Here is a 19,086-nt window from a genome sequence, read left to right as displayed (position 1 = left end):
TCGCCCTCCGTATGCCTACCGCCAAGCCCCGCACACCGATCAAGCATTTCCTGCAATTCGCCGATTTCACCCTGGCCGAATTCGAGTACGTCATCGCGCGCGCCGCCGTCATCAAGCGAAAATTCAAGAATTACGAGATTTATCACCCGCTGATCGACCGCACCCTGGTGATGGTGTTCGAGAAGAGTTCGACGCGCACCCGGCTGTCGTTCGAGGCCGGCATGCACCAGCTCGGCGGCGCTGCCATCTACCTCAACACGCGCGACAGCCAGCTCGGGCGCGGCGAGCCGGTGGAAGACGCCGGCCAGGTGATGAGCCGGATGTGCGACATCATCATGGTGCGTACCTTCGGCCAGGACATCATCGAGCGCTTCGCCGCCAATTCGCGCGTGCCGGTGATCAATGGCCTGACCAATGAACACCATCCCTGCCAGGTGCTGGCCGATATCTTTACCTATATCGAACAGCGCGGCTCGATCGCCGGCAAGACGGTGACCTGGATTGGCGACGCCAACAACATGCTGTACTCATGGCTGCAGGCCGCCGAAGTGTTTGGTTTTCATGTCAACGTGTCGACCCCGGCTGGCTACGAGATCGATCTGGCGCAGGTCACCACCAACCGGTTTACCCGCTTTGCCAGCCCGGCTGACGCCTGCGCCGGCGCGCACCTGGTCACTACCGATGTGTGGACCAGCATGGGTTACGAAAAAGAAAACGCCGAACGGCTGGCCGCCTTCGATGGTTTCATCGTCGATGCGCCCAAAATGGCGCGCGCCACCGCCGACGCCCTGTTCATGCACTGCCTGCCCGCCCACCGCGGCGAAGAAGTCGCTGCCGACGTCATCGACGGCCCGCAGTCGGTGGTGTGGGACGAAGCGGAAAACCGCCTGCATGTGCAAAAAGCGCTGATCGAATACCTGCTGCTGGGCGAAATCGCCGAAGCATAAAGACTCCCCTGTACTAACCGGAAATCACCATGAGCGATATTAAAAAAGTAGTCCTTGCCTATTCGGGCGGCCTCGACACCTCCGTCATTCTCAAATGGCTGCAAGACAATTACGGCTGCGAAATCGTTACGTTTACCGCTGACCTGGGCCAGGGCGAAGAGCTCGAACCGGCGCGTGCCAAGGCGATCAAGTTCGGCATCAAGCCGGAAAACATTTATATCGATGATGTGCGCGAAGAATTCGTGCGCGATTTCGTCTTCCCCATGTTCCGCGCCAACACCGTGTACGAGGGTGAATACCTGCTCGGTACCTCGATCGCCCGGCCGCTGATCGCCAAGCGCCTCATCGAGATCGCCAACGAAACGGGCGCCGACGCCATCTCGCACGGCGCCACCGGCAAGGGCAACGACCAGGTGCGTTTCGAACTCGGTGCGTATGCGCTCAAGCCGGACGTCAAGATCATCGCCCCGTGGCGTGAATGGGATCTGCTGTCGCGCGAAAAACTGCTCAAATATGCGGAAGACGCCGGTATCGCCGTCGACATGAAGCACAAGAATGGCGGCGCGCCCTACTCGATGGACGCCAACCTGCTGCACATTTCGTTCGAAGGCCGCCACCTGGAAAACCCCAGTGCCGAAGCGGAAGAAACCATGTGGCGCTGGTCGGTCAGCCCGGAAAACGCCCCTGACCAGGCCGAATACCTCGACCTTGAATACGAGCGCGGCGACATTGTCGCCGTCAATGGCGTGCGCATGACGCCGGCCGTGGTGCTCACCGAGTTGAACCGCCTCGGCGGCAAGCACGGCATCGGCCGCCTCGACCTGGTGGAAAACCGCTACGTCGGCATGAAGTCGCGCGGCTGCTACGAAACCCCGGGCGGCACCATCATGCTCAAGGGTCACCGCGCCATCGAATCGATCACCCTCGACCGCGAAGTGGCGCACTTGAAGGATGACTTGATGCCGCGCTACGCCTCGATGATTTACAACGGCTACTGGTGGTCGCCCGAGCGCGTCGCCATCCAGACCCTGATCGACCATACCCAGGCCACCGTCAACGGCTGGGTGCGCATGAAGCTGTACAAGGGCAATGTCATCGTCGTCGCCCGCGATTCGAAGACCGATTCGCTGTTCGACATGAACATCGCCACCTTTGATGAAGATGGCGGTGCTTACAACCAGGCCGATGCCGGCGGCTTCATCAAGCTCAATGCCTTGCGCATGCGCATTGCAGCCAAGGCGCGTACCCGCCGCGGGCAGTAGCACTGCCGCAGCGGCGCCCTGCAGAGCCGCCTTCGGGCGGCTTTTTTACGGGCGGCTGCGCCCGCGCCGAAGGTGCCGCGGCAGCGCGCTACAGCGGCATCGCGTGATCGTCGTGGTTCGCACGGTCGACCATCGGCGGGCGACCGGGGTTTACCATGCAGCGCCGTGCGTGACTTCAGGTTTCGTTCACATACTGGCGGAAAATTTCCATCCAACGGTCATGGGTCTGCTCGAGGCCCTTGACGGGAAAGTCGATTTTCCACTTCGGAAAATCGATATCGCGTACTTCGATAAAAAAGCCCGTCGCTGCCATATTGGCGCGCGCGTTGCGGGTGTTGGCCGCCGTCACCGCCAGCGCCGTGCCAAGGTTGCCGTGACCGCCCACCATCCCGCCCCCGCTCTGCACGTTGGCACTCCACTTGCGGATTTCACCGAACGGATAGGCGCGATACGCCTTGTTCTGGTACGCATGCAAGACCTTGTTGTCGGGATCCAGGGCGATGCCGCTGAGCTTGCCGAGATAGTTGAACTTCAACGGCGCCATCAGGCCGCGGTGATCGGTGTACTCCTTCGGCACCGGCGGCGCGCCGGCGGCGCCCTCGAACCACAGCCATGCCGCCCACGCCAGCAAGCCGACACCGATCAGGCTCAGGATGCCATGAAAAATGAGCAACATCACCACGCCGATACCGCCGGTAATCAATGCGCTTTTTGGAACTGGTTTCATACGAGGCGTCCTATCAGGGGGAAATCAAAAAATCGTGCGCCAGCCGGTGCCATGGCGCGCCAGTGCTGCTACTTGATCCAGGATTGTTAAGACCACGCCGGCCAGGGCGGCGCGGTCCGGGTGCGCATAATGTATCAATTTTAGCAATTGACAATTATTATACATACGAAACTCTGCCCGGAAAGACACAAATTAATTTTGGCAATGATGGCTGGCGACCACCTGGACGGTGGTCGCCTGGCAAACCCGGCAAGTCAAGCGGAGGACCCGTGGCCAGGCATACCGGCAGCGCCGCCGCAGGGGTCAGACGAACACCGGTTCGGTCTCGAGCTGCACGCCGTAGCGCTGCCACACATCGGCGGCGATCGCCCGCGCCAGCGCCACCACCTCGGCGCCGCTGGCACCACCGTGGTTGACCAACACCAGCGCCTGTTTTGCATAGACGCCGGCAGCGCCCATCGCCTTGCCTTTCCAGCCGCACTGATCGATCAGCCAGCCGGCCGCCAGCTTTTCAGTGCCGTCGGCCTGGGGGTGATGGACCAAGGCCGGATGCGCGGCCAGCAATTGAGCGCAGCGTTGCCCGGACACCACAGGATTTTTAAAGAAGCTGCCGGCATTGCCGATCACGGCCGGATCGGGCAGCTTGCGGCGGCGGATGGCGATCACCAGGTCGGCGATCTGGCGCGCGCTTGGCTCAAGCAGGCCGGCGTCGCGCACGGCATTGGCCAGCTCGGCGTACGCGAGCTGGGGCCGCCACGCCAGCGGCAGGGCAAACTGCACCTCGACCACGATCAGGCCGGCGCCAAGGGGCTGCTTGAACACGCTGTCGCGGTAGCCAAAGCGGCAGGCAGCGGCATCGAGCGTGCGCAACTGGCCACTGGCGCTGTCGAACACCGTCACGTTATGCAACACGTCTTTGACTTCGACGCCATATGCGCCGATATTCTGGATCGGCGAGGCGCCCACGGTGCCGGGAATGAGCGCCAGGTTTTCCAGCCCGCCCAGGCCCTGCTGCAGGGTAAATTCGACCAGCCCATGCCACGCTTCGCCAGCGCCCACGCGCACGATGGTGGCGCCGTCTACCGTGTCCGGCAATACCTGCTTGCCCATGATGGCCATGTGCAGCACCACGCCCTTCACATCGCCGGTCAGCACAATATTGCTGCCGCCACCGAGCAACAGGCGCGGCATGGCTGCCAGCGCCGGATCGGCCAGCGCCGCGCGCAACACCTCGACGCTGGTTACCCGCACATAGCGCGCTGCGCGGGCGGCAATGCCGAAGGTATTCCATGCTTGCAAGGGAAAATCGGTGGCGATGGTGAGGTCAGGGTGCATGGCAGAATCAGAGTGGTGGGCCGATTATAAGGTCAAAACAGCCCTGTTCAGGCAATTCGGGGGCCAGCGATTAGGGCGGCAGCCGGTTGTCCGTTAAAATATCGCCATTGAGCATCAGCACACAGGGGAACACAATGCCATCATTCGATGTCGTCTGCGAAGCAGACATGGTTGAAGTTAAAAATGCGGTCGAGCAATCGAACAAGGAAATCACCACCCGCTTCGACTTCAAGGGCAGCTCGGCCAAGGTCGAGCAAAAAGAACATGAACTGACGGCTTACGCCGACGCCGAGTTTCAGCTCGACCAGGTCCGCGACGTCCTCGTCAACAAGCTGGGCAAGCGCAAGGTCGATGTGCGCTTCCTCGAAGATGGCAAGGTCGAGAAAATCGGCGGCGACAAGGTCAAGCAAGTGATCAAGGTTAAAAATGGCATCGAAACCGACGATGCCAAAAAAATCGTGCGCGTCATCAAGGATAGCAAGCTGAAAGTCCAGGCCAGCATCCAGGGCGATGCCGTGCGCGTCACCGGCGCCAAGCGCGACGATTTACAGGCCGCCATGGCGATGCTGCGCAAGGATGTGCCGGATCTGCCGCTGGAATTTAACAACTTCCGGGACTGAACGGCGGCAGCCGGTCAGCCAGCCTTGCCACCCTTTTGACCCGGTGGCAAGGCTGGCCCGGGTGCGCCCCGCGCGAATTGGTCATGGGCTTGAGGTAGAATTGCGCGTGCGCAGCGCCGTCAGGCATGCCGAGGTACTACAACCGCTGTGGTGTTTTAAGGATAGCAATGAAACGTGTTGATGATTTCCGCCTGCGCTTGGGCAACAAGGAATACGTGCCCATCATGATCGGCGGCATGGGCGTCGATATTTCGACCTCGGAACTGGCGCTGGAAGCGGCCCGCCTGGGTGGCATTGGCCATATTTCCGACGCTATGGTGCAAGACGTGTCGGACCGCAAGTTTGACACCAGCTTCGTCAAAGAAAAAACCAAGACCTACAAGTTCAACATCAACAATATGGACAAGGCGGTGGTGCAGTTCGACCTGGCCCGCCTGGCCGAAGCGACCATCTTGCATGTGGGCGCGACCATGGAAGCGAAACGGGGCGATGGCCTGGTATTTGTCAACTGCATGGAAAAGTTGACCATGAATTCGCCGAAAGAAACCCTGCGCACCCGTCTGACGGCCGCGCTCGACGCTGGCATCGATGGCATCACCATGTCCGCCGGCCTGCACCTTGGTTCGTTTGCCCTGATCGCCGAGCATCCGCGCTTCCGCGATGCCAAGCTGGGCATCATCGTCTCGTCGGTGCGCGCGCTGCAATTATTCCTGCGCAAGGTCAGCAAACTCGACCGCGCGCCCGACTACATCATCGTTGAAGGCCCACTGGCCGGCGGCCACCTTGGTTTCGGCCTCGACTGGGCGAATTACGACCTGCACACCATCATGGATGAAATCCATGCCTTCATGAAAACCGAAGGGCTGACAATTCCTCTGATCGCCGCCGGCGGCGTGTTCACCGGCACCGATGCCGTCGAATTTCTGGAAAAAGGCGCCGGCGGCGTGCAGGTGGCGACGCGCTTCACCATGACGCACGAGTGCGGCCTGCCCGATGACGTCAAGCAAGAATACATTCGCGCCACCGACGACGACATCATCGTCAACGGTATTTCGCCCACCGGCTACCCGATGCGCATGCTCAAGAGCACGCCGGCGATCGGTTCCGGCATCCGTCCCGGTTGCGAATCGTACGGCTACCTGCTCGACGCCACCGGCAATTGCTCATACATCAATGCGTACAACCGCGAAGTGCTGGCCAATCCCGACACCAAGAATATTTCGGTGATGGACAAGACTTGCCTGTGCACGCATATGCGCAATTTTAATTGCTGGACCTGCGGGCAAACCACCTCGCGCCTGAAAGACACCACCCACACACTGGCCGACGGCAGCTACCAGTTGCTCAGCGCGGAACACGTGTTCAAGGATTACCAGTTCAGCGTCGATCACCAGATTGCCTTGCCGGAGAAACAGGAAATTGTCACCGTCTAAGACGGCTGGCATCGCCCAACAGCCACGGTTCGCCGTGGCTGTTTATTTTCTGCTCGCCTGTTGTTCGTATTCGGCAGACTGGTGCAACAAATGGACCGGCTGTCGCAGTGACGCGGCGCGGCGGCACTGCCAGGGGCTATGCTGGCACCATTGGCAGGCGCACCTGCCGCCTTTTGAATGACACCGACCCCATGCAATCTCCGCGCACCCCATCCTCTCCCCTGAACGGCATCTTCGGATCGCTGCTGCGCCTGTTCGACGCCACCGCCACCTGGGTCAGCCAGCTGTCGTGGTGGAAGTTCTTCTTGTTCGCCGCCCTTGCCCTGATCGCCGGCAAAATTTTGCAGGACGAACTGTTTTCCAGTAGCGAAGAAGAAGTGGTGGTGCGCGCCGACCGCAAGGCCAAGAAAGAGCCGGACACCAATATTGTCATTGACGACAGCGGGATCCGCTTCAATCCGCGCAGCAAGGCCAAGCGGGGCGCAGCGGTGGTGGAAGCGCCGGAGCCGCCGGCGGAGGCGCAAGCGCCGGAGCCGCCGGAAGCGGCCGAACCGCCGGCGCCAGCGGCAGCTGCCGATGTGCCACCGGCACCGCCCGCACCACCGGCGGCAGCGCGGCAGGCGGCCCAGGCTGCGCGCGCGGCGGCCAGCGCCGCCAAGGCCGAGGCCATCGCCGCCGCCCGCGCTGCTGCCGCTGCCGGCGAGGAAGTGCACATTCCGCTGCCGCCGCAAATCGGCGAAGAATTATCCAAAGCCATCGAAGAAGCGGTCGACGATGCCGCCGAAGCGAAAGTATCGCGCTATCACAAGCAGGCCTCGACCTGGTTCAAGAGTTTCGTCACGCTGCTGGTGCTGGCGCTGTTTGCCATGAAGGCGCTGGTCGGTGGCAAGAAGCGGGCCGAGGCGCTGACGCAAACGGCCAACGCCGCCGTCGAGCGCGAATCGATGCAGCGCCAGCTGTCGGAAGCGAAAATGCAGATGATGCAGGCGCAGGTCGAGCCGCACTTCCTGTTCAACACGCTCGCCTCGGTCGAACACTTGATCCAGACCGATCCGCCGCGCGCCTCGGCCATGCAGCGCAGCCTGATCCAGTATCTGCGCGCAGTGTTGCCACAGATGCGAGACAACGCCGTGGTGACCAACCTGGGCCGCGAAGTGGACATGGTGACGGCTTACCTGAACCTGCTGAAAATGCGCATGGAAGAGCGCCTGGCGGTCGACCTGCAGATTCCGGACACCCTGCGCAGCGCCGAGTTCCCCCCCATGATGCTGCAATCGATGGTGGAAAACGCCATCAAGCACGGTCTCGAATGCAAGCCCGAAGGCGGCACCCTGCGCGTGCTGGCCGAGGTCAAGAGCGGCAAGCTGCGGGTGATCGTCAGCGATGACGGCGTCGGCTTTGGCGTGGTGCCCAGCGACGGCACGGGCCTGGGCTTGCCAACCATCCGCGAGCGCCTGAAACTGCTGCATGGCGAACAGGGTCAGCTGCACATCGCCGCCAACCTCCCCAGCGGCGTGATCGCCACCGTCGAAGTACCGTATCACGTCTCGCGCCAGGCATGATCCTCGGTCGACGGCGCGACGGCATTGCACAAAGCGCCAATGTATTGAATAATCGGCACTCCTGATCGACTCACAAGACGCCCCATGCCTACCGCGATAATTGCAGATGACGAAAGATTAATGCGCGACCAGTTGCGCATGCGCTTGGGCGAGGTCTGGCCCGAGCTGGAGATCGTGGGCGAGGCCAAGAATGGCGACGAAGCGGTCGAGCTGGTGCGCCAGCTGAAACCGGATCTGACCTTCCTCGACATCCGCATGCCGGGCACCAATGGCATGGAAGCGGCGCGCCAGATCGGCAACCAGAGCAACATCGTGTTCGTCACCGCTTACGACCAGTACGCCGTCGAAGCGTTCGAGCGGGGCGCCGTCGATTACGTGTTAAAGCCGCCCGAGCAGGAACGCCTGCAGGTGACGGTCGAGCGTTTGAAGGAACGGCTGGGGCAGCCGAAGGCGCTGGTCAACGACAGCGTCACCCAGATGCTGTCGCAACTGGCGGAAAAAATGGCGGCGCCCAAGCCCGCCTATCTGCAATGGATCCAGGCCAGCATCGGCCAGGACTTGCGCATGATCCCGGTGGAAGATATTTTATTTTTCCGCTCCGATGAAAAATACACTTGCGTCCAGACCGACAAGTTCGAAGCCTTGATCCGCAAACCGGTGCGCGACCTGGCCGAAGAACTCGACCCTGCGCTGTTCTGGCAAATCCACCGCGCCACCCTGGTCAACGTCAACGCCATCGAAGGCGTCACCCGCGATTTGCGGGGACGCCACCTGGTGATGATCAAGGGGAAATCCGACAAGCTCGAAGTCAGCCGCAGCTTTCTGCACCTGTTCAAGCAGATGTAGCACGCCTGCGCCGCCTCAACGGCGCCAACGGGCGGACGGCAACAATGGTCTCGTATCAGGCGGATGCTGTTTTGTGACGCATACATGGGACAGGCACCCTGCGCGGCCAGTCCCCTATTGCTCCTCACTGAACGACATTCTCTTTCCGGCCCCCTGTTTTTCACCGTTCGACTGATGAAGCCCCTGCTCTCTTCCGCACTGCTGCTGGCCGCCGGCTACGCCTTCGGCCGCCAGCGCGCGCGCGCCGTTGACTACGACCACGGCAACGACATCATCGCCCACGCCACCGAAGCGATCATCTCCACCACCAGCGACGGCACCATCGTCATCGCCAACGAATCGGCCGCCGCCCTGTTCGGCACCAGCGTGGCGGCCATGCGCGGCGCGCCGCTGGACCGTTACCTGTCGCCGCTGCCGCTCGGCGAGACCGGGCTGGCGCCGTATTTCGGCGACACCGGCCGGGTCGGCCGCCGCGCCACCGACTATCCCGTCTCCGCCATCCGCAGCGATGGCAGCACCTTCCCCATCGAAGGGTCGACCTCGACCGTGCTGGAAGGCGGCCGCCCCCTCCACACCATCATCCTGCGCGACATCAGTGGCCGCAGCGCCGACCAGGACAAGCTGAGCCGTTCACACACGCAGTTGCGCCAGCTGTCGGCCGCCCTGCAAACCATCCGCGAAGAAGAACGCGCCCACATCGCCCGCGAACTGCACGACGACCTCGGCCAGTTGCTGGCCACCCTGCGCATGGATCTGAGCCTGCTGCGCAAGGAGCGGACACGCGACCTCGGCAAGCTGCTCGATGGCATGGAGCAAAACCTGCTCACCGCCATCACTTCGCTGCGCCGCATCGCCAGCAACCTGCGCCCGCGCGCGCTCGATGAAGGCGGCCTGTTCTTTGCACTACAGGGTTTGCGCAACGAGTTTGTCGAGCGCTACGGCATTGCCTGCACCGTGTATGCCGACGAAGCCGAACTGCGCCTGGGCGACGCCGCCAGCATTGCCATTTTTCGCATCGTCCAGGAAGCGCTGACCAATATCGCCCGCCACGCCCATGCTTCGCAGGTCACCATCACCCTCTACCGCGTCGATGGCGAAGTGCTGCTGACGGTGCGCGACGATGGCCGCGGCATCCAGCCTGGCGACCTCGACAAGGCGGCCTCGCTGGGCCTGGTGGGCATGCGCGAACGGGTGCTCAATATGAACGGCGACATCAGCATCCACAGCGACGATCCGCCTGGTACCCGCATCGATATCGTGCTGCCCCTGCTAGTCCGGCTGGACTAAGCAAACGTGTTCTTTTCGTCACAAAGATTTTGTTCTTGTCATCAACCGGACATACTGCTTCGCTATCATCACGGTCGATCACGGGTGTTCATGGTGAACCACCCGCAATTCAACCTGGAGATTCACATGCAATTCAAACGCCTGGCAATCGCTGTCATCGCGGCTGCCCCGCTGCTCGCCGCCGCCCAATCGAACGTCACCATCTACGGCGTATTAGATGCCGCTCTGTCGAAAGAAGACACGGGCGCCGTCAACGGCAAGAAAACGCTGCAGCTCAACTCCGGCAACCAGTCGAGCAGCCGTTTCGGCTTCCGCGGCACCGAAGACCTCGGTGGCGGTTTGAAAGCCATCTTCAACCTCGAAGCGGGCTACGCGCTCGACACCGGCGTGGGCGATACCGCCCTGTTCGGCCGCCGCTCGGTGGTTGGTCTGGAAAGCGAATTCGGTACCCTCACCATCGGCCGTGAATACTCGCCGATCGCCGCCATCGCTGCCGCCAGCGATCCGTTCGGCCAGGGCTTCTACGGCAGCAACCTGTCGGCCTTCGGCTCGACCGGTCGCCTGACCCGTCGCCTGTCGAACTCGGTCAACTACAAGAGCAACGCTTACAGCGGCTTCTCGGTACTGGCCGCCTACAGCGCCGGTGAACAGACGTCGCCAGTCGCGCCAAGCGCGCCGGGCCTGCCCGTCACCGCTGACAGCCTGAACCTGCGCGGCATTGCAGCGCAATACGCCAACGGCGGCCTGTACCTCGGTCTTGGTTACCATGAATACAACCGCCTGGCCGCTGGCAAGGACAAGGAAATGGCCTTCGGCGCCGCCTACAAATTTGGCGACTTCGAAGTCAAGGGTGGCTACCTGGTGGCCGATCCTACGGCTGCCAACAACAAGTTCGAACAGTTGAACATCGGTGGCACCTACACCATGAACGCCAACAAGTTCTTCGTCACCTTCCAGCAAAACAAGGTCGAAGCAGGCAACGCCAAGGGCAATGCAGTCGCTCTGGCCTACACCTACAACCTGTCGAAGCGCACCAACCTGTACGCTTCGTACGCCCAGCTGGCCAACAACGACACGGCATCGTTTGGTTTGAATTCGTCGAGCACGAACATCACCCCACCGACCACCGCGCCGGGCAGCGATCCAAAAGCACTGTCGCTTGGTGTGCGTCACGCATTCTAAGCACTGCCCCCGCCAGGGGGTTGCGCAACAAAAAACAGGCACCGCGAGGTGCCTGTTTTTTTGCTGCTGCACACTTCTGCGCTTACTTCAGCCGGCAGCTGAGCAGCCAGAAATACGCAAGGCGGGTGATGCGGATCTCGCGCGTGGCATGGGCCAGCCGCTTCCTCAAAGAACTGTCGGAGGGATAGGTCTTGGGAATTTCATAGCGGCCACCATCGGGCGCCGTTTCAATCTTGAAGGTATTGCCTTCCAAATCGGTACGCGCCACGGTGGGGCTGACGCCTTCGACGTAGACATCGTCGAGCAGCACCAGCAAGGTGTCCTTGCCAAACCTGGCGCGCAGTTGCGCCAGAAATTTTTCCTGCTCATTGCGCTTGACGTGCGACCACCAGAAGCCAATGAAGACGGCGGTGAATTCGCCGAGGTCATCGGGCAACATAAAAGCATCAGCCTGGCGGAAACTGACGGTATCGGCTGGTAACTCTCTGGCGCGCGCCAGCGCCAGCATTTCCGCATTGATGTCGATCGCCACCACCGAGGCGGCCGAGGCGGCCAGCACCTCGGTCCAGTAACCGGTCCCGCAAGCGAGTTCGAGCACGATGTGGCCGTCGAGTACCTCGGCGAGGCGTTCCTTCATGTCTTCGAGGTCATCGAGCCGTTCAGGCATGGCATAGATGGTGTCGTGCTCGGCGGCATTCTTGGCGTAATACAGGGGGGATTGTTCAGTGATCATAGTAAGGTCTTACAGCTCGTAGGTTTCCTTGGCGCCGTTCATGGCCGATTCGACCATCTTGCGGTTCAGGGTGGGCGCCAGCAGTTCGATGAAAGTATAAATGTAGCTGCGCAAATACGCGCCCTGCTTGACTGCCACGCGCGAGACGTTGGTGCCAAACAGGTGGCCGACGGAAATGGCGCGCAAATTCTTGTCGCGCTCGGGGTCGAAGGCCATGCCGGCGATGATGCCCAGCCCCATGCCCAGTTCGACATAGGTCTTGATGACGTCCGCATCGATCGCTTCGAGCAGCACGTCCGGTTTCAGGCCGCGCAAGCTGAACGCGTGGTCGATCTTGTTGCGCCCGGCGAAGGCCGAATCATAGGTGATCAGGGGATAACTGGCAATTTCTTCCAGCGATACCGCCTTCGAGCCCAGCAGCGGATGGTCGGGCGGCACCACCACCACGTGCTCCCACTGGTAACACGGCAGGGTGATGAGCCCATCGATATTCGCGATCGACTCGGTGGCAATGGCGAGGTCGGCCAGATCGCCCTTGACCATCTCGGCAATCTGCCGCGGGTTGCCCTGCAATAGCGACAGGCGCACCTTCGGATACTTTTGCATGAACGCTTGCACCACCCGGGGCAAGATATAGCGGGCCTGGGTGTGGGTGGTGGCGATGGTAAAGCTGCCACTGTCCTGCGCCGCGAACTCCTTGCCGATCCGTTTGAGGCTGTCGATTTCCTGCATGATCAGTTCGACCGACTGCAGCACCAGCCGGCCCGGCTCCGTCAAGCCCCGTATCCGTTTGCCATGACGGGTAAAAATATCGACACCGAGCTCTTCTTCCAGTTCGATAATGGCCTTCGACACCCCCGGCTGCGAGGTGAACAGCGACTTGGCGGCATCGGTCAGGTTGAAATTCTGTCGCACAGCTTCGCGCACAAAACGTAGTTGGTGAAGATTCATGGTTGTTTTTCTGATCAGGTTTCATCCGGCAAGGATGACAGTCGGGACAAGCGCATTTTATAAGAATGCTTATGCCAGATACGAATATAAGCAAATAAATTCTCAGTCCTTTGGAATATAGGCCGTTTTATTTATGATATTGCTACCTTTGGGGCACTGACTATCGACGTGTTCCGCCATGGCTCCACTTTCAGGATGATTTATGTACCGTTACGACCAGTTTGACCATCTCATCGTACGCGAACGCATCGCCCAGTACCGCGACCAGGTCCGGCGCCGCCTGAGCGACGAACTGAGCGAAGCCGAATTCGTGCCGCTGCGCCTGCAAAACGGCCTGTACATGCAGCGCCACGCCTACATGCTGCGCATCGCCGTGCCCTACGGCCTGCTGTCGTCGCAGCAGATGCGCATGTTCGCCACCATCGCCCGCGACTACGACCGCGGCTACGGCCACTTCACCACGCGCCAGAACATCCAGTTCAACTGGGTCGAACTGGAACAGACGCCGGACATCCTGGCCCACCTGGCGTCGGTGGAAATGCACGCCATCCAGACCTCCGGCAACTGCATCCGCAACATCACCGCCGACGAATTTGCCGGCGTCGCCAGCGACGAGATCATCGATCCGCGCCCGTTCGCAGAGATCCTGCGCCAGTGGTCGACCTTTCACCCCGAATTCATCGCCCTGCCGCGCAAGTTCAAGGTGGCTATCAATGGCGCCCTGGAAGACCGCGCGGCGATTGCCGTGCACGACATTGGCCTGACCGTGGTCACCAATGACGCGGGCGAGATTGGCTTTAAGTTCATGGCCGGCGGCGGCATGGGCCGCACCCCCATCCTCGGCAGCGTGATCCGCGAATTTTTGCCGTGGCAGCACCTGCTCACCTACACCGAAGCGGTCATGCGCGTGTACAACCAGTACGGCCGCCGCGACAACAAGTACAAGGCCCGCATCAAGATCCTGCTCAAAGCGCTGGGGGTGGAAGAATTCACCCGCCAGGTCGAAGCCGAATGGGTCGATCTGAAAGATGGCGCCGAGACCCTGACCGCAGCCGAACTGGCGCGCGTCAGTGCCTATTTTGCGCCGCCCGCTTACCGGGCGCTGGCCGATATCGATGTGCGCGCCGCCCACCCGGACAAGGCGTTCGCCAACTGGCTCGCGCGCAACGTCAAGCCGCACAAGCGCGCCGGTTACGCCGCCGTCATCCTGTCGCTGAAAAAAACCGGCGTGCCGCCGGGCGACGCCACTGCCGCGCAAATGGATTTTGTGGCCGACATGGCGGACCAGTACAGCTTCGGCGAACTGCGCGTGACGCATGAGCAAAACCTGGTGCTGGCCGACGTCGAGCAGGCCCGCCTGTTCGACCTGTGGACGGCGATCAAAGCGAAGGGGCTGGCCACGCCGAACATCGGCCTGCTGACCGACATCATCTGCTGCCCCGGCGGCGACTTTTGCTCGCTGGCCAATGCCAAGTCGCTGCCAATCGCCGCTGCCATCGCCGAGCGCTTCGACAATCTCGACTTCCAGCACGATATCGGCGACATCGAACTCAATATCTCCGGCTGCATCAATGCCTGCGGCCACCACCACGTCGGCTCGATCGGCATCCTCGGCGTCGACAAGGATGGCAGCGAGTTTTACCAGGTGTCGATCGGTGGCGCGCAGGGCAATGCGCCGGCCATCGGCAAGATCATCGGGCCCTCGTTTTCCAGCGGCCAGATGCCGGAAGTGATCGACCGCCTGCTGCAGGTGTATGTGCGCGAACGCTTCGAAGGCGAACGCTTCGCCGAAACGGCGCAGCGCCTGGGCATCGCCCCCTTTAAAGAATTCGTCTACGCCACCCCGATCCACAAGGGCGGCCTCGTTGGAGAAGACCACTATGCTTGAACATCACGAACGTATCATCGTCGGCCAGCGCGTGGTTGCCGACGACTGGCAAGTCCTGCGCCTCGAGGAAGGCGACAGCGCCGACAGCGTTGTTGTCCCGGCTGGCAAGGTCATGGTGCCGCTGGCGGTGTGGCAGGCGCAGGAAGACTCGCTCGCTGCGCGCACCGACATCGGCGTCTGGTTTGGCGCCGACGAACGTGCCGAAGTACTCAAGGGGCAGCTCGAGCGCTTTGCCGTCATCGGCGTCGACTTCCCCAAATTTACCGATGGCCGCGGTTATTCGACCGCCTTCAATTTGCGCAAACGGCTCGGTTACGTGGGCCAGCTGCGCGCCATCGGCGACGTCTTGCGTGACCAGCTGTTTTCCATGCGGCGGGTCGGCTTCGATGCCTACGCCACCCGGCCAGACCGCAGCATCGACGACGCGGTCAAGGGGCTGACCGATTTTTCCGAAACCTACCAGGCCTCGGTCGACCAGCCATTGCCGCTGTTTCGGCGTGTCGAGCGCGTGGCCCTCACCGAGGCGCCCGAGCATGGCGCCGGCATCTGAGGCCCGCATGAGCGATCTTGCCTCCCTCGTTGCCGCCACCAGCGCCACTTTGGCCCGCATCGCCGCCGATTTTTCGCCGGCGGTCTTTGCCTCCAGCCTGGCCGCCGAAGACATGGTGCTCACTGACCTGATTTTACAAGCGGGCCTGCCGATTGCCATTTTTTCGCTCGACACCGGGCGCCTCAATGCCGAGACAGTGGCCGTCATCGATGCCGTGCGCGCGCGCTATGGCTACAACATCGCCGTTTATCATCCAAATGCACAGGCGGTGGCCGCGTACGTCGCCAATCACGGCCTCAATGCTTTCTATGACAGCGTCGACATGCGCCGCGAATGCTGCCGCATCCGCAAAGTGGAACCCCTGGGCCGCGCACTGGCCGGCCAGCGCGCCTGGGTCACCGGCCAGCGCCGCGCGCAGTCGAGCACCCGCCAGGAGCTGGCCGTGCAAGAAGACGACGCTGCCCACGCCATGGTCAAGTTCAACCCGCTGGCCGACTGGCAGGAAAGCGACGTCTGGGACTATATCCGCGCCAACGACGTGCCATATAACGCCCTGCACGACCAGGGTTTCCCGTCGATCGGCTGCGCCCCCTGCACACGCGCCATCGAGCCGGGCGAAGATGTGCGCGCCGGCCGCTGGTGGTGGGAAAACCCCGAGCAAAAAGAGTGCGGCCTGCACATGGTCGACGGCAAACTCATACGCATCAAATCCGTGGCCGCCTGACGGCGCCACCTGACAAGGCACTCCATGACTACTCTGACTGACATCCCGCGCGTGCTGCCCGACATGAACGCGCGCCACCTCGATGCGCTCGAATCGGAAGCCATCCACATCATGCGCGAAGTGGCTGCCGAATGCGCCAATCCGGCCCTGCTGTTCTCGGGCGGTAAAGACTCGGTGGTACTGCTGCGGCTGGCCGAAAAGGCCTTCCGGCCCGGTAAATTCCCGTTCCCCCTGGTGCACATCGATACGGGCCACAATTTTCCCGAAGTGATCACCTTCCGCGACGCCCGCGTCGCCGAACTGGGCGAGCGCCTGATCGTCGGTTCGGTCGAAGACTCCATCAACAAGGGCACGGTGCGCCTGCGCCACCCGGCCACCGACTCGCGCAACGCGGCGCAGGCGGTAACGCTGCTGGAAACCATCGCCGCGCATGGCTTTGACGCCTGCATCGGCGGCGCCCGCCGCGATGAAGAAAAAGCGCGCGCCAAGGAACGCATTTTTTCGTTCCGCGACGAATTCGGCCAGTGGGACCCGAAAGCGCAGCGCCCGGAACTGTGGGACCTGTATAACACCCGCGTGCACCCCGGTGAAAACATGCGCGTCTTCCCCATCTCGAACTGGACCGAACTCGATGTGTGGCTGTACATCCAGCGCGAACAGCTGGCGCTGCCGCCGATTTATTTCGCCCACCAGCGCCAGGTGATCCCCCGCAATGGTCTGCTGGTGCCACTGACCGACCTGACACCGCCGCGCGACGGCGAACAGGTGCAAACCCAGGTGGTGCGCTTTCGTACGGTTGGCGACATCTCCTGCACCTGCCCGGTGTCGTCGACGGCGACCACGCTCGAAGAAATCATCGCTGAAACCGCCGTCACCCAGATCACCGAACGGGGCGCCACCCGCATGGATGACCAGACGTCCGAAGCCTCGATGGAAAAACGTAAGAAAGCAGGATACTTCTGATGAACGCGCAACTCGCTGCAACCCAACCAGTCACCGACGACGATGCCACCTCGACCCTGCTGCGCTTCATCACCGCCGGCTCGGTCGACGATGGCAAGAGCACCCTGATCGGCCGCCTGCTGTTCGACAGCAAGGGTATCTTCGCCGACCAGCTCGATGCCATGTCGCGCTCGAAGCACAAGCGCACCGTCGGCGACGCCGTCGACCTGGCGCTGCTCACCGATGGCCTCGAAGCCGAGCGCGAACAGGGCATCACCATCGACGTCGCTTACCGTTATTTCGCCACGCCCAAGCGCAAATTCATCATCGCCGACACCCCCGGCCACGAACAGTACACCCGCAACATGGTGACGGGCGCTTCGACCGCCGACGCCGTCATCATTTTGATCGACGTCTCCAAAGTCAAGCTGCACGACGATGGCAGGGTCGACCTGCTGATCCAGACCAAGCGCCATTCGACCCTGGCGCACCTGCTGCAAATCGAGCACGTGATCGTCGCCGTCAACAAGATGGACCTGGTCGATTACGACCAGACGGTGTACGAGCGCATCATCAAGGCGTACGGCGAATTTGCCGCCAGCCTGGGCCTGAAGGACGTCACCCCGATTCCGCTGTCGGCGCTGTCGGGCGACAACGTCGTCGAGCCGAGCGCGAAGATGCCGTGGTACCGCGGCCCCACCCTGATCGCCCTGCTCGAAGCGCTGCCGGTGCAGCAAGCCTCGCACCAGGCGCCGCTGCGCTTTCCGGTGCAGTTAGTCGCCCGTCACAATGGCCATGAAGCGAACGACTTTCGCGGCTACATGGGCCGCATCGAAGCGGGCCAGGTCAGTGTCGGCGACCAGCTGGTGGTGCAGCCCTCGGGGCAGAGCGCCACCGTGCGCGACATCGTCACCTTCGACGGCTCGCACCAGTCGGCCGTGGTGGGCCAGTCGGTCACCCTGCTGCTCGAAGAACATCTCGACATCTCGCGCGGCGACATGCTCGCCAGCGCCGCACGGCCGGCAACCCTGCTCAAGCAGCTGGTGGCCGATGTCTGCTGGATGGCCGACGAGCCGCTCGATGTGCGCCGCAAATACTGGATCAAGCACGGCACCCGCCAGAGCGCGGCGCGCGTCACCAGTGTCGACAGCATCCTCGACATCAACACCCAGCAGCGTCACCCGGCCGATGGTCTAAAACTCAATGACATCGCCCGCATCGGCGTGACCGTGCAGCAGATGCTGGCGGTCGATGCTTACGACGACGTCCGCGCCACCGGTGCCTTCATCCTCATCGATGAAGTGACGCACCAGACGGTGGCCGCCGGCATGATCCGCCTGCCCGCCTGAAGCGCCGCATGGCCAACGGTACAGTCTATTTGATCGGCGCCGGTCCCGGTGCCCAGGACCTGATCACCGTGCGTGGTGCGCGCCTGCTGGCGCAGGCCCAGGTGGTGCTGCATGACGCCCTGGTCTCGGGCGAGATGCTGGCGCTGTGCCCGCAGGCGCTGCTGGTCGATGTGGGCAAGCGCTGCGGCCAGCAGTCGGCGCGCCAGGACTGGATCAACCAGCAGTTGCTGGACTACGCGGCGCAGTACCAGGTGGTGGTACGCCTGAAGGGCGGCGACCCGATGCTGTTCGGCCGCGCCGATGAGGAATTGAGCGCGCTGGAAGACGCCGGCGTCGCCTACCATATCGTCCCCGGCATCACCACCGCGCTCGCAGCAGCAGCAGCTGCCAAGGCGCCGCTGACGCGCCGTGGCGTCGCCCGCAGCGTCGCCCTGTTCACCTCGAGCACCGCGCCCGAACACGCCGAACCGATGCCCGTCACCCCCGACGCCGACACCCTGGTGCAGTACATGGGCGGCCGCGAAGCGATCGCCACGGCGCAGCGCCTGCTGGGCCATGGTCGCGCGCCGCAGACGCCGGTGGTGGTGGTGGAGAACTGCAGTCGCCCTGAACAGCGCATCGTGCGCATCGATCTGGCGCAGCTGGCCGAGGGCTTGACGGTGGCGCACGGCCCGGTGCTGGTGATGATCGGTGAAGCGCTGCGCCTGCGCGCAGGCCAGCAAGCCGAGCGCGCGCCGGACTAAGCGCG

General features: G+C 62.4%; 18 protein-coding genes. 14 read left to right on the top strand and 4 right to left on the bottom strand.

The window, feature by feature from the left end; translation table 11 throughout:
• Positions 1-11 precede the first annotated feature (11 nt).
• Both argF and ACP7BZ_RS06390 read left to right on the top strand, forming a co-directional pair.
• On the top strand, positions 12-947 hold the full coding sequence (argF, locus tag ACP7BZ_RS06395; RefSeq protein ID WP_426111196.1) for an ornithine carbamoyltransferase: 936 nt from the start codon (positions 12-14) through the stop codon (positions 945-947).
• Positions 948-976: 29 nt separating this feature from the next.
• Positions 977-2,209: an argininosuccinate synthase gene (locus ACP7BZ_RS06390; protein WP_426111194.1), complete on the top strand. Its 1,233-nt coding sequence runs from the start codon at positions 977-979 to the stop codon at positions 2,207-2,209.
• 175 nt (positions 2,210-2,384) lie between these two features.
• On the opposite strand, the gene ACP7BZ_RS06385 is transcribed toward ACP7BZ_RS06390, so the two are convergent.
• Both ACP7BZ_RS06385 and murB read right to left on the bottom strand, forming a co-directional pair.
• Positions 2,385-2,936 (bottom strand): DUF4755 domain-containing protein, encoded by a 552-nt coding sequence (locus ACP7BZ_RS06385; RefSeq protein ID WP_426111191.1) that lies wholly within the window; start codon positions 2,934-2,936, stop codon positions 2,385-2,387.
• Between the two features lie 303 nt (positions 2,937-3,239).
• Positions 3,240-4,271 carry a UDP-N-acetylmuramate dehydrogenase gene (murB, locus tag ACP7BZ_RS06380; RefSeq protein WP_426111189.1) on the bottom strand — a complete coding sequence of 344 codons (1,032 nt, stop codon included), beginning with the start codon at positions 4,269-4,271 and terminating at the stop codon, positions 3,240-3,242.
• A 134-nt stretch (positions 4,272-4,405) separates the two neighbouring features.
• On the opposite strand from murB, the gene ACP7BZ_RS06375 reads away from it, so the two are divergent.
• The 6 genes from ACP7BZ_RS06375 (at position 4,406) to ACP7BZ_RS06350 (ending at position 11,201) form a co-directional block, all read left to right on the top strand.
• On the top strand, positions 4,406-4,891 hold the full coding sequence (locus ACP7BZ_RS06375) for a YajQ family cyclic di-GMP-binding protein (RefSeq protein WP_426111187.1): 486 nt from the start codon (positions 4,406-4,408) through the stop codon (positions 4,889-4,891).
• A gap of 167 nt (positions 4,892-5,058) precedes the next feature.
• Complete coding sequence (locus tag ACP7BZ_RS06370) at positions 5,059-6,324, top strand: nitronate monooxygenase (RefSeq protein ID WP_426111186.1); 1,266 nt, start codon at positions 5,059-5,061, stop codon at positions 6,322-6,324.
• Between the two features lie 191 nt (positions 6,325-6,515).
• Positions 6,516-7,886 (top strand): sensor histidine kinase, encoded by a 1,371-nt coding sequence (locus ACP7BZ_RS06365; RefSeq protein WP_426111184.1) that lies wholly within the window; start codon positions 6,516-6,518, stop codon positions 7,884-7,886.
• A gap of 84 nt (positions 7,887-7,970) precedes the next feature.
• Complete coding sequence (locus ACP7BZ_RS06360; protein ID WP_426111181.1) at positions 7,971-8,732, top strand: LytR/AlgR family response regulator transcription factor; 762 nt, start codon at positions 7,971-7,973, stop codon at positions 8,730-8,732.
• 174 nt (positions 8,733-8,906) lie between these two features.
• Entirely contained in the window at positions 8,907-10,019 is a 1,113-nt protein-coding gene (locus tag ACP7BZ_RS06355) for an ATP-binding protein (protein ID WP_426111179.1), read from the top strand.
• A gap of 126 nt (positions 10,020-10,145) precedes the next feature.
• Positions 10,146-11,201 carry a porin gene (locus tag ACP7BZ_RS06350; RefSeq protein ID WP_426111177.1) on the top strand — a complete coding sequence of 352 codons (1,056 nt, stop codon included), beginning with the start codon at positions 10,146-10,148 and terminating at the stop codon, positions 11,199-11,201.
• 82 nt (positions 11,202-11,283) lie between these two features.
• Here ACP7BZ_RS06350 and ACP7BZ_RS06345 read toward each other — a convergent pair whose 3' ends face one another.
• Together ACP7BZ_RS06345 and ACP7BZ_RS06340 are read right to left on the bottom strand one after the other, a co-directional pair.
• The gene (locus tag ACP7BZ_RS06345) at positions 11,284-11,934 is read right to left on the bottom strand and encodes a class I SAM-dependent methyltransferase (protein ID WP_426111175.1); all 651 of its coding nucleotides are present in this window, start codon (positions 11,932-11,934) and stop codon (positions 11,284-11,286) included.
• A gap of 9 nt (positions 11,935-11,943) precedes the next feature.
• Positions 11,944-12,885 (bottom strand): CysB family HTH-type transcriptional regulator, encoded by a 942-nt coding sequence (locus ACP7BZ_RS06340; protein ID WP_426111173.1) that lies wholly within the window; start codon positions 12,883-12,885, stop codon positions 11,944-11,946.
• 202 nt (positions 12,886-13,087) lie between these two features.
• Between ACP7BZ_RS06340 and ACP7BZ_RS06335 the strand changes: the two genes are divergently transcribed.
• From ACP7BZ_RS06335 to cobA, 6 genes are read left to right on the top strand one after another with little or no spacing between them, the layout of a single operon-like run.
• Positions 13,088-14,773 (top strand): nitrite/sulfite reductase, encoded by a 1,686-nt coding sequence (locus tag ACP7BZ_RS06335; protein ID WP_426111171.1) that lies wholly within the window; start codon positions 13,088-13,090, stop codon positions 14,771-14,773.
• Positions 14,766-15,323 carry a DUF934 domain-containing protein gene (locus tag ACP7BZ_RS06330; RefSeq protein ID WP_426111169.1) on the top strand — a complete coding sequence of 186 codons (558 nt, stop codon included), beginning with the start codon at positions 14,766-14,768 and terminating at the stop codon, positions 15,321-15,323. The genes ACP7BZ_RS06335 and ACP7BZ_RS06330 overlap by 8 nt, the downstream gene beginning before the upstream one ends.
• 7 nt (positions 15,324-15,330) lie before the next feature.
• On the top strand, positions 15,331-16,047 hold the full coding sequence (locus ACP7BZ_RS06325) for a phosphoadenylyl-sulfate reductase (RefSeq protein WP_426111167.1): 717 nt from the start codon (positions 15,331-15,333) through the stop codon (positions 16,045-16,047).
• A gap of 24 nt (positions 16,048-16,071) precedes the next feature.
• Complete coding sequence (gene cysD, locus ACP7BZ_RS06320; protein ID WP_426111165.1) at positions 16,072-17,010, top strand: sulfate adenylyltransferase subunit CysD; 939 nt, start codon at positions 16,072-16,074, stop codon at positions 17,008-17,010.
• Complete coding sequence (locus ACP7BZ_RS06315) at positions 17,010-18,338, top strand: sulfate adenylyltransferase subunit 1 (protein WP_426111164.1); 1,329 nt, start codon at positions 17,010-17,012, stop codon at positions 18,336-18,338. Before cysD ends, ACP7BZ_RS06315 begins: the two co-directional genes overlap by 1 nt.
• An 8-nt stretch (positions 18,339-18,346) precedes the next feature.
• On the top strand, positions 18,347-19,081 hold the full coding sequence (gene cobA / locus ACP7BZ_RS06310; protein ID WP_426111162.1) for a uroporphyrinogen-III C-methyltransferase: 735 nt from the start codon (positions 18,347-18,349) through the stop codon (positions 19,079-19,081).
• Positions 19,082-19,086 lie beyond the last annotated feature (5 nt).

The organism is Massilia sp. PWRC2 (assembly GCF_049896725.1).
Taxonomy (GTDB): domain Bacteria; phylum Pseudomonadota; class Gammaproteobacteria; order Burkholderiales; family Burkholderiaceae_D; genus JAFCUW01.
Note: the sequence above shows the minus strand (reverse complement) of the source record. Positions and strands in the feature narration are given on the sequence as shown.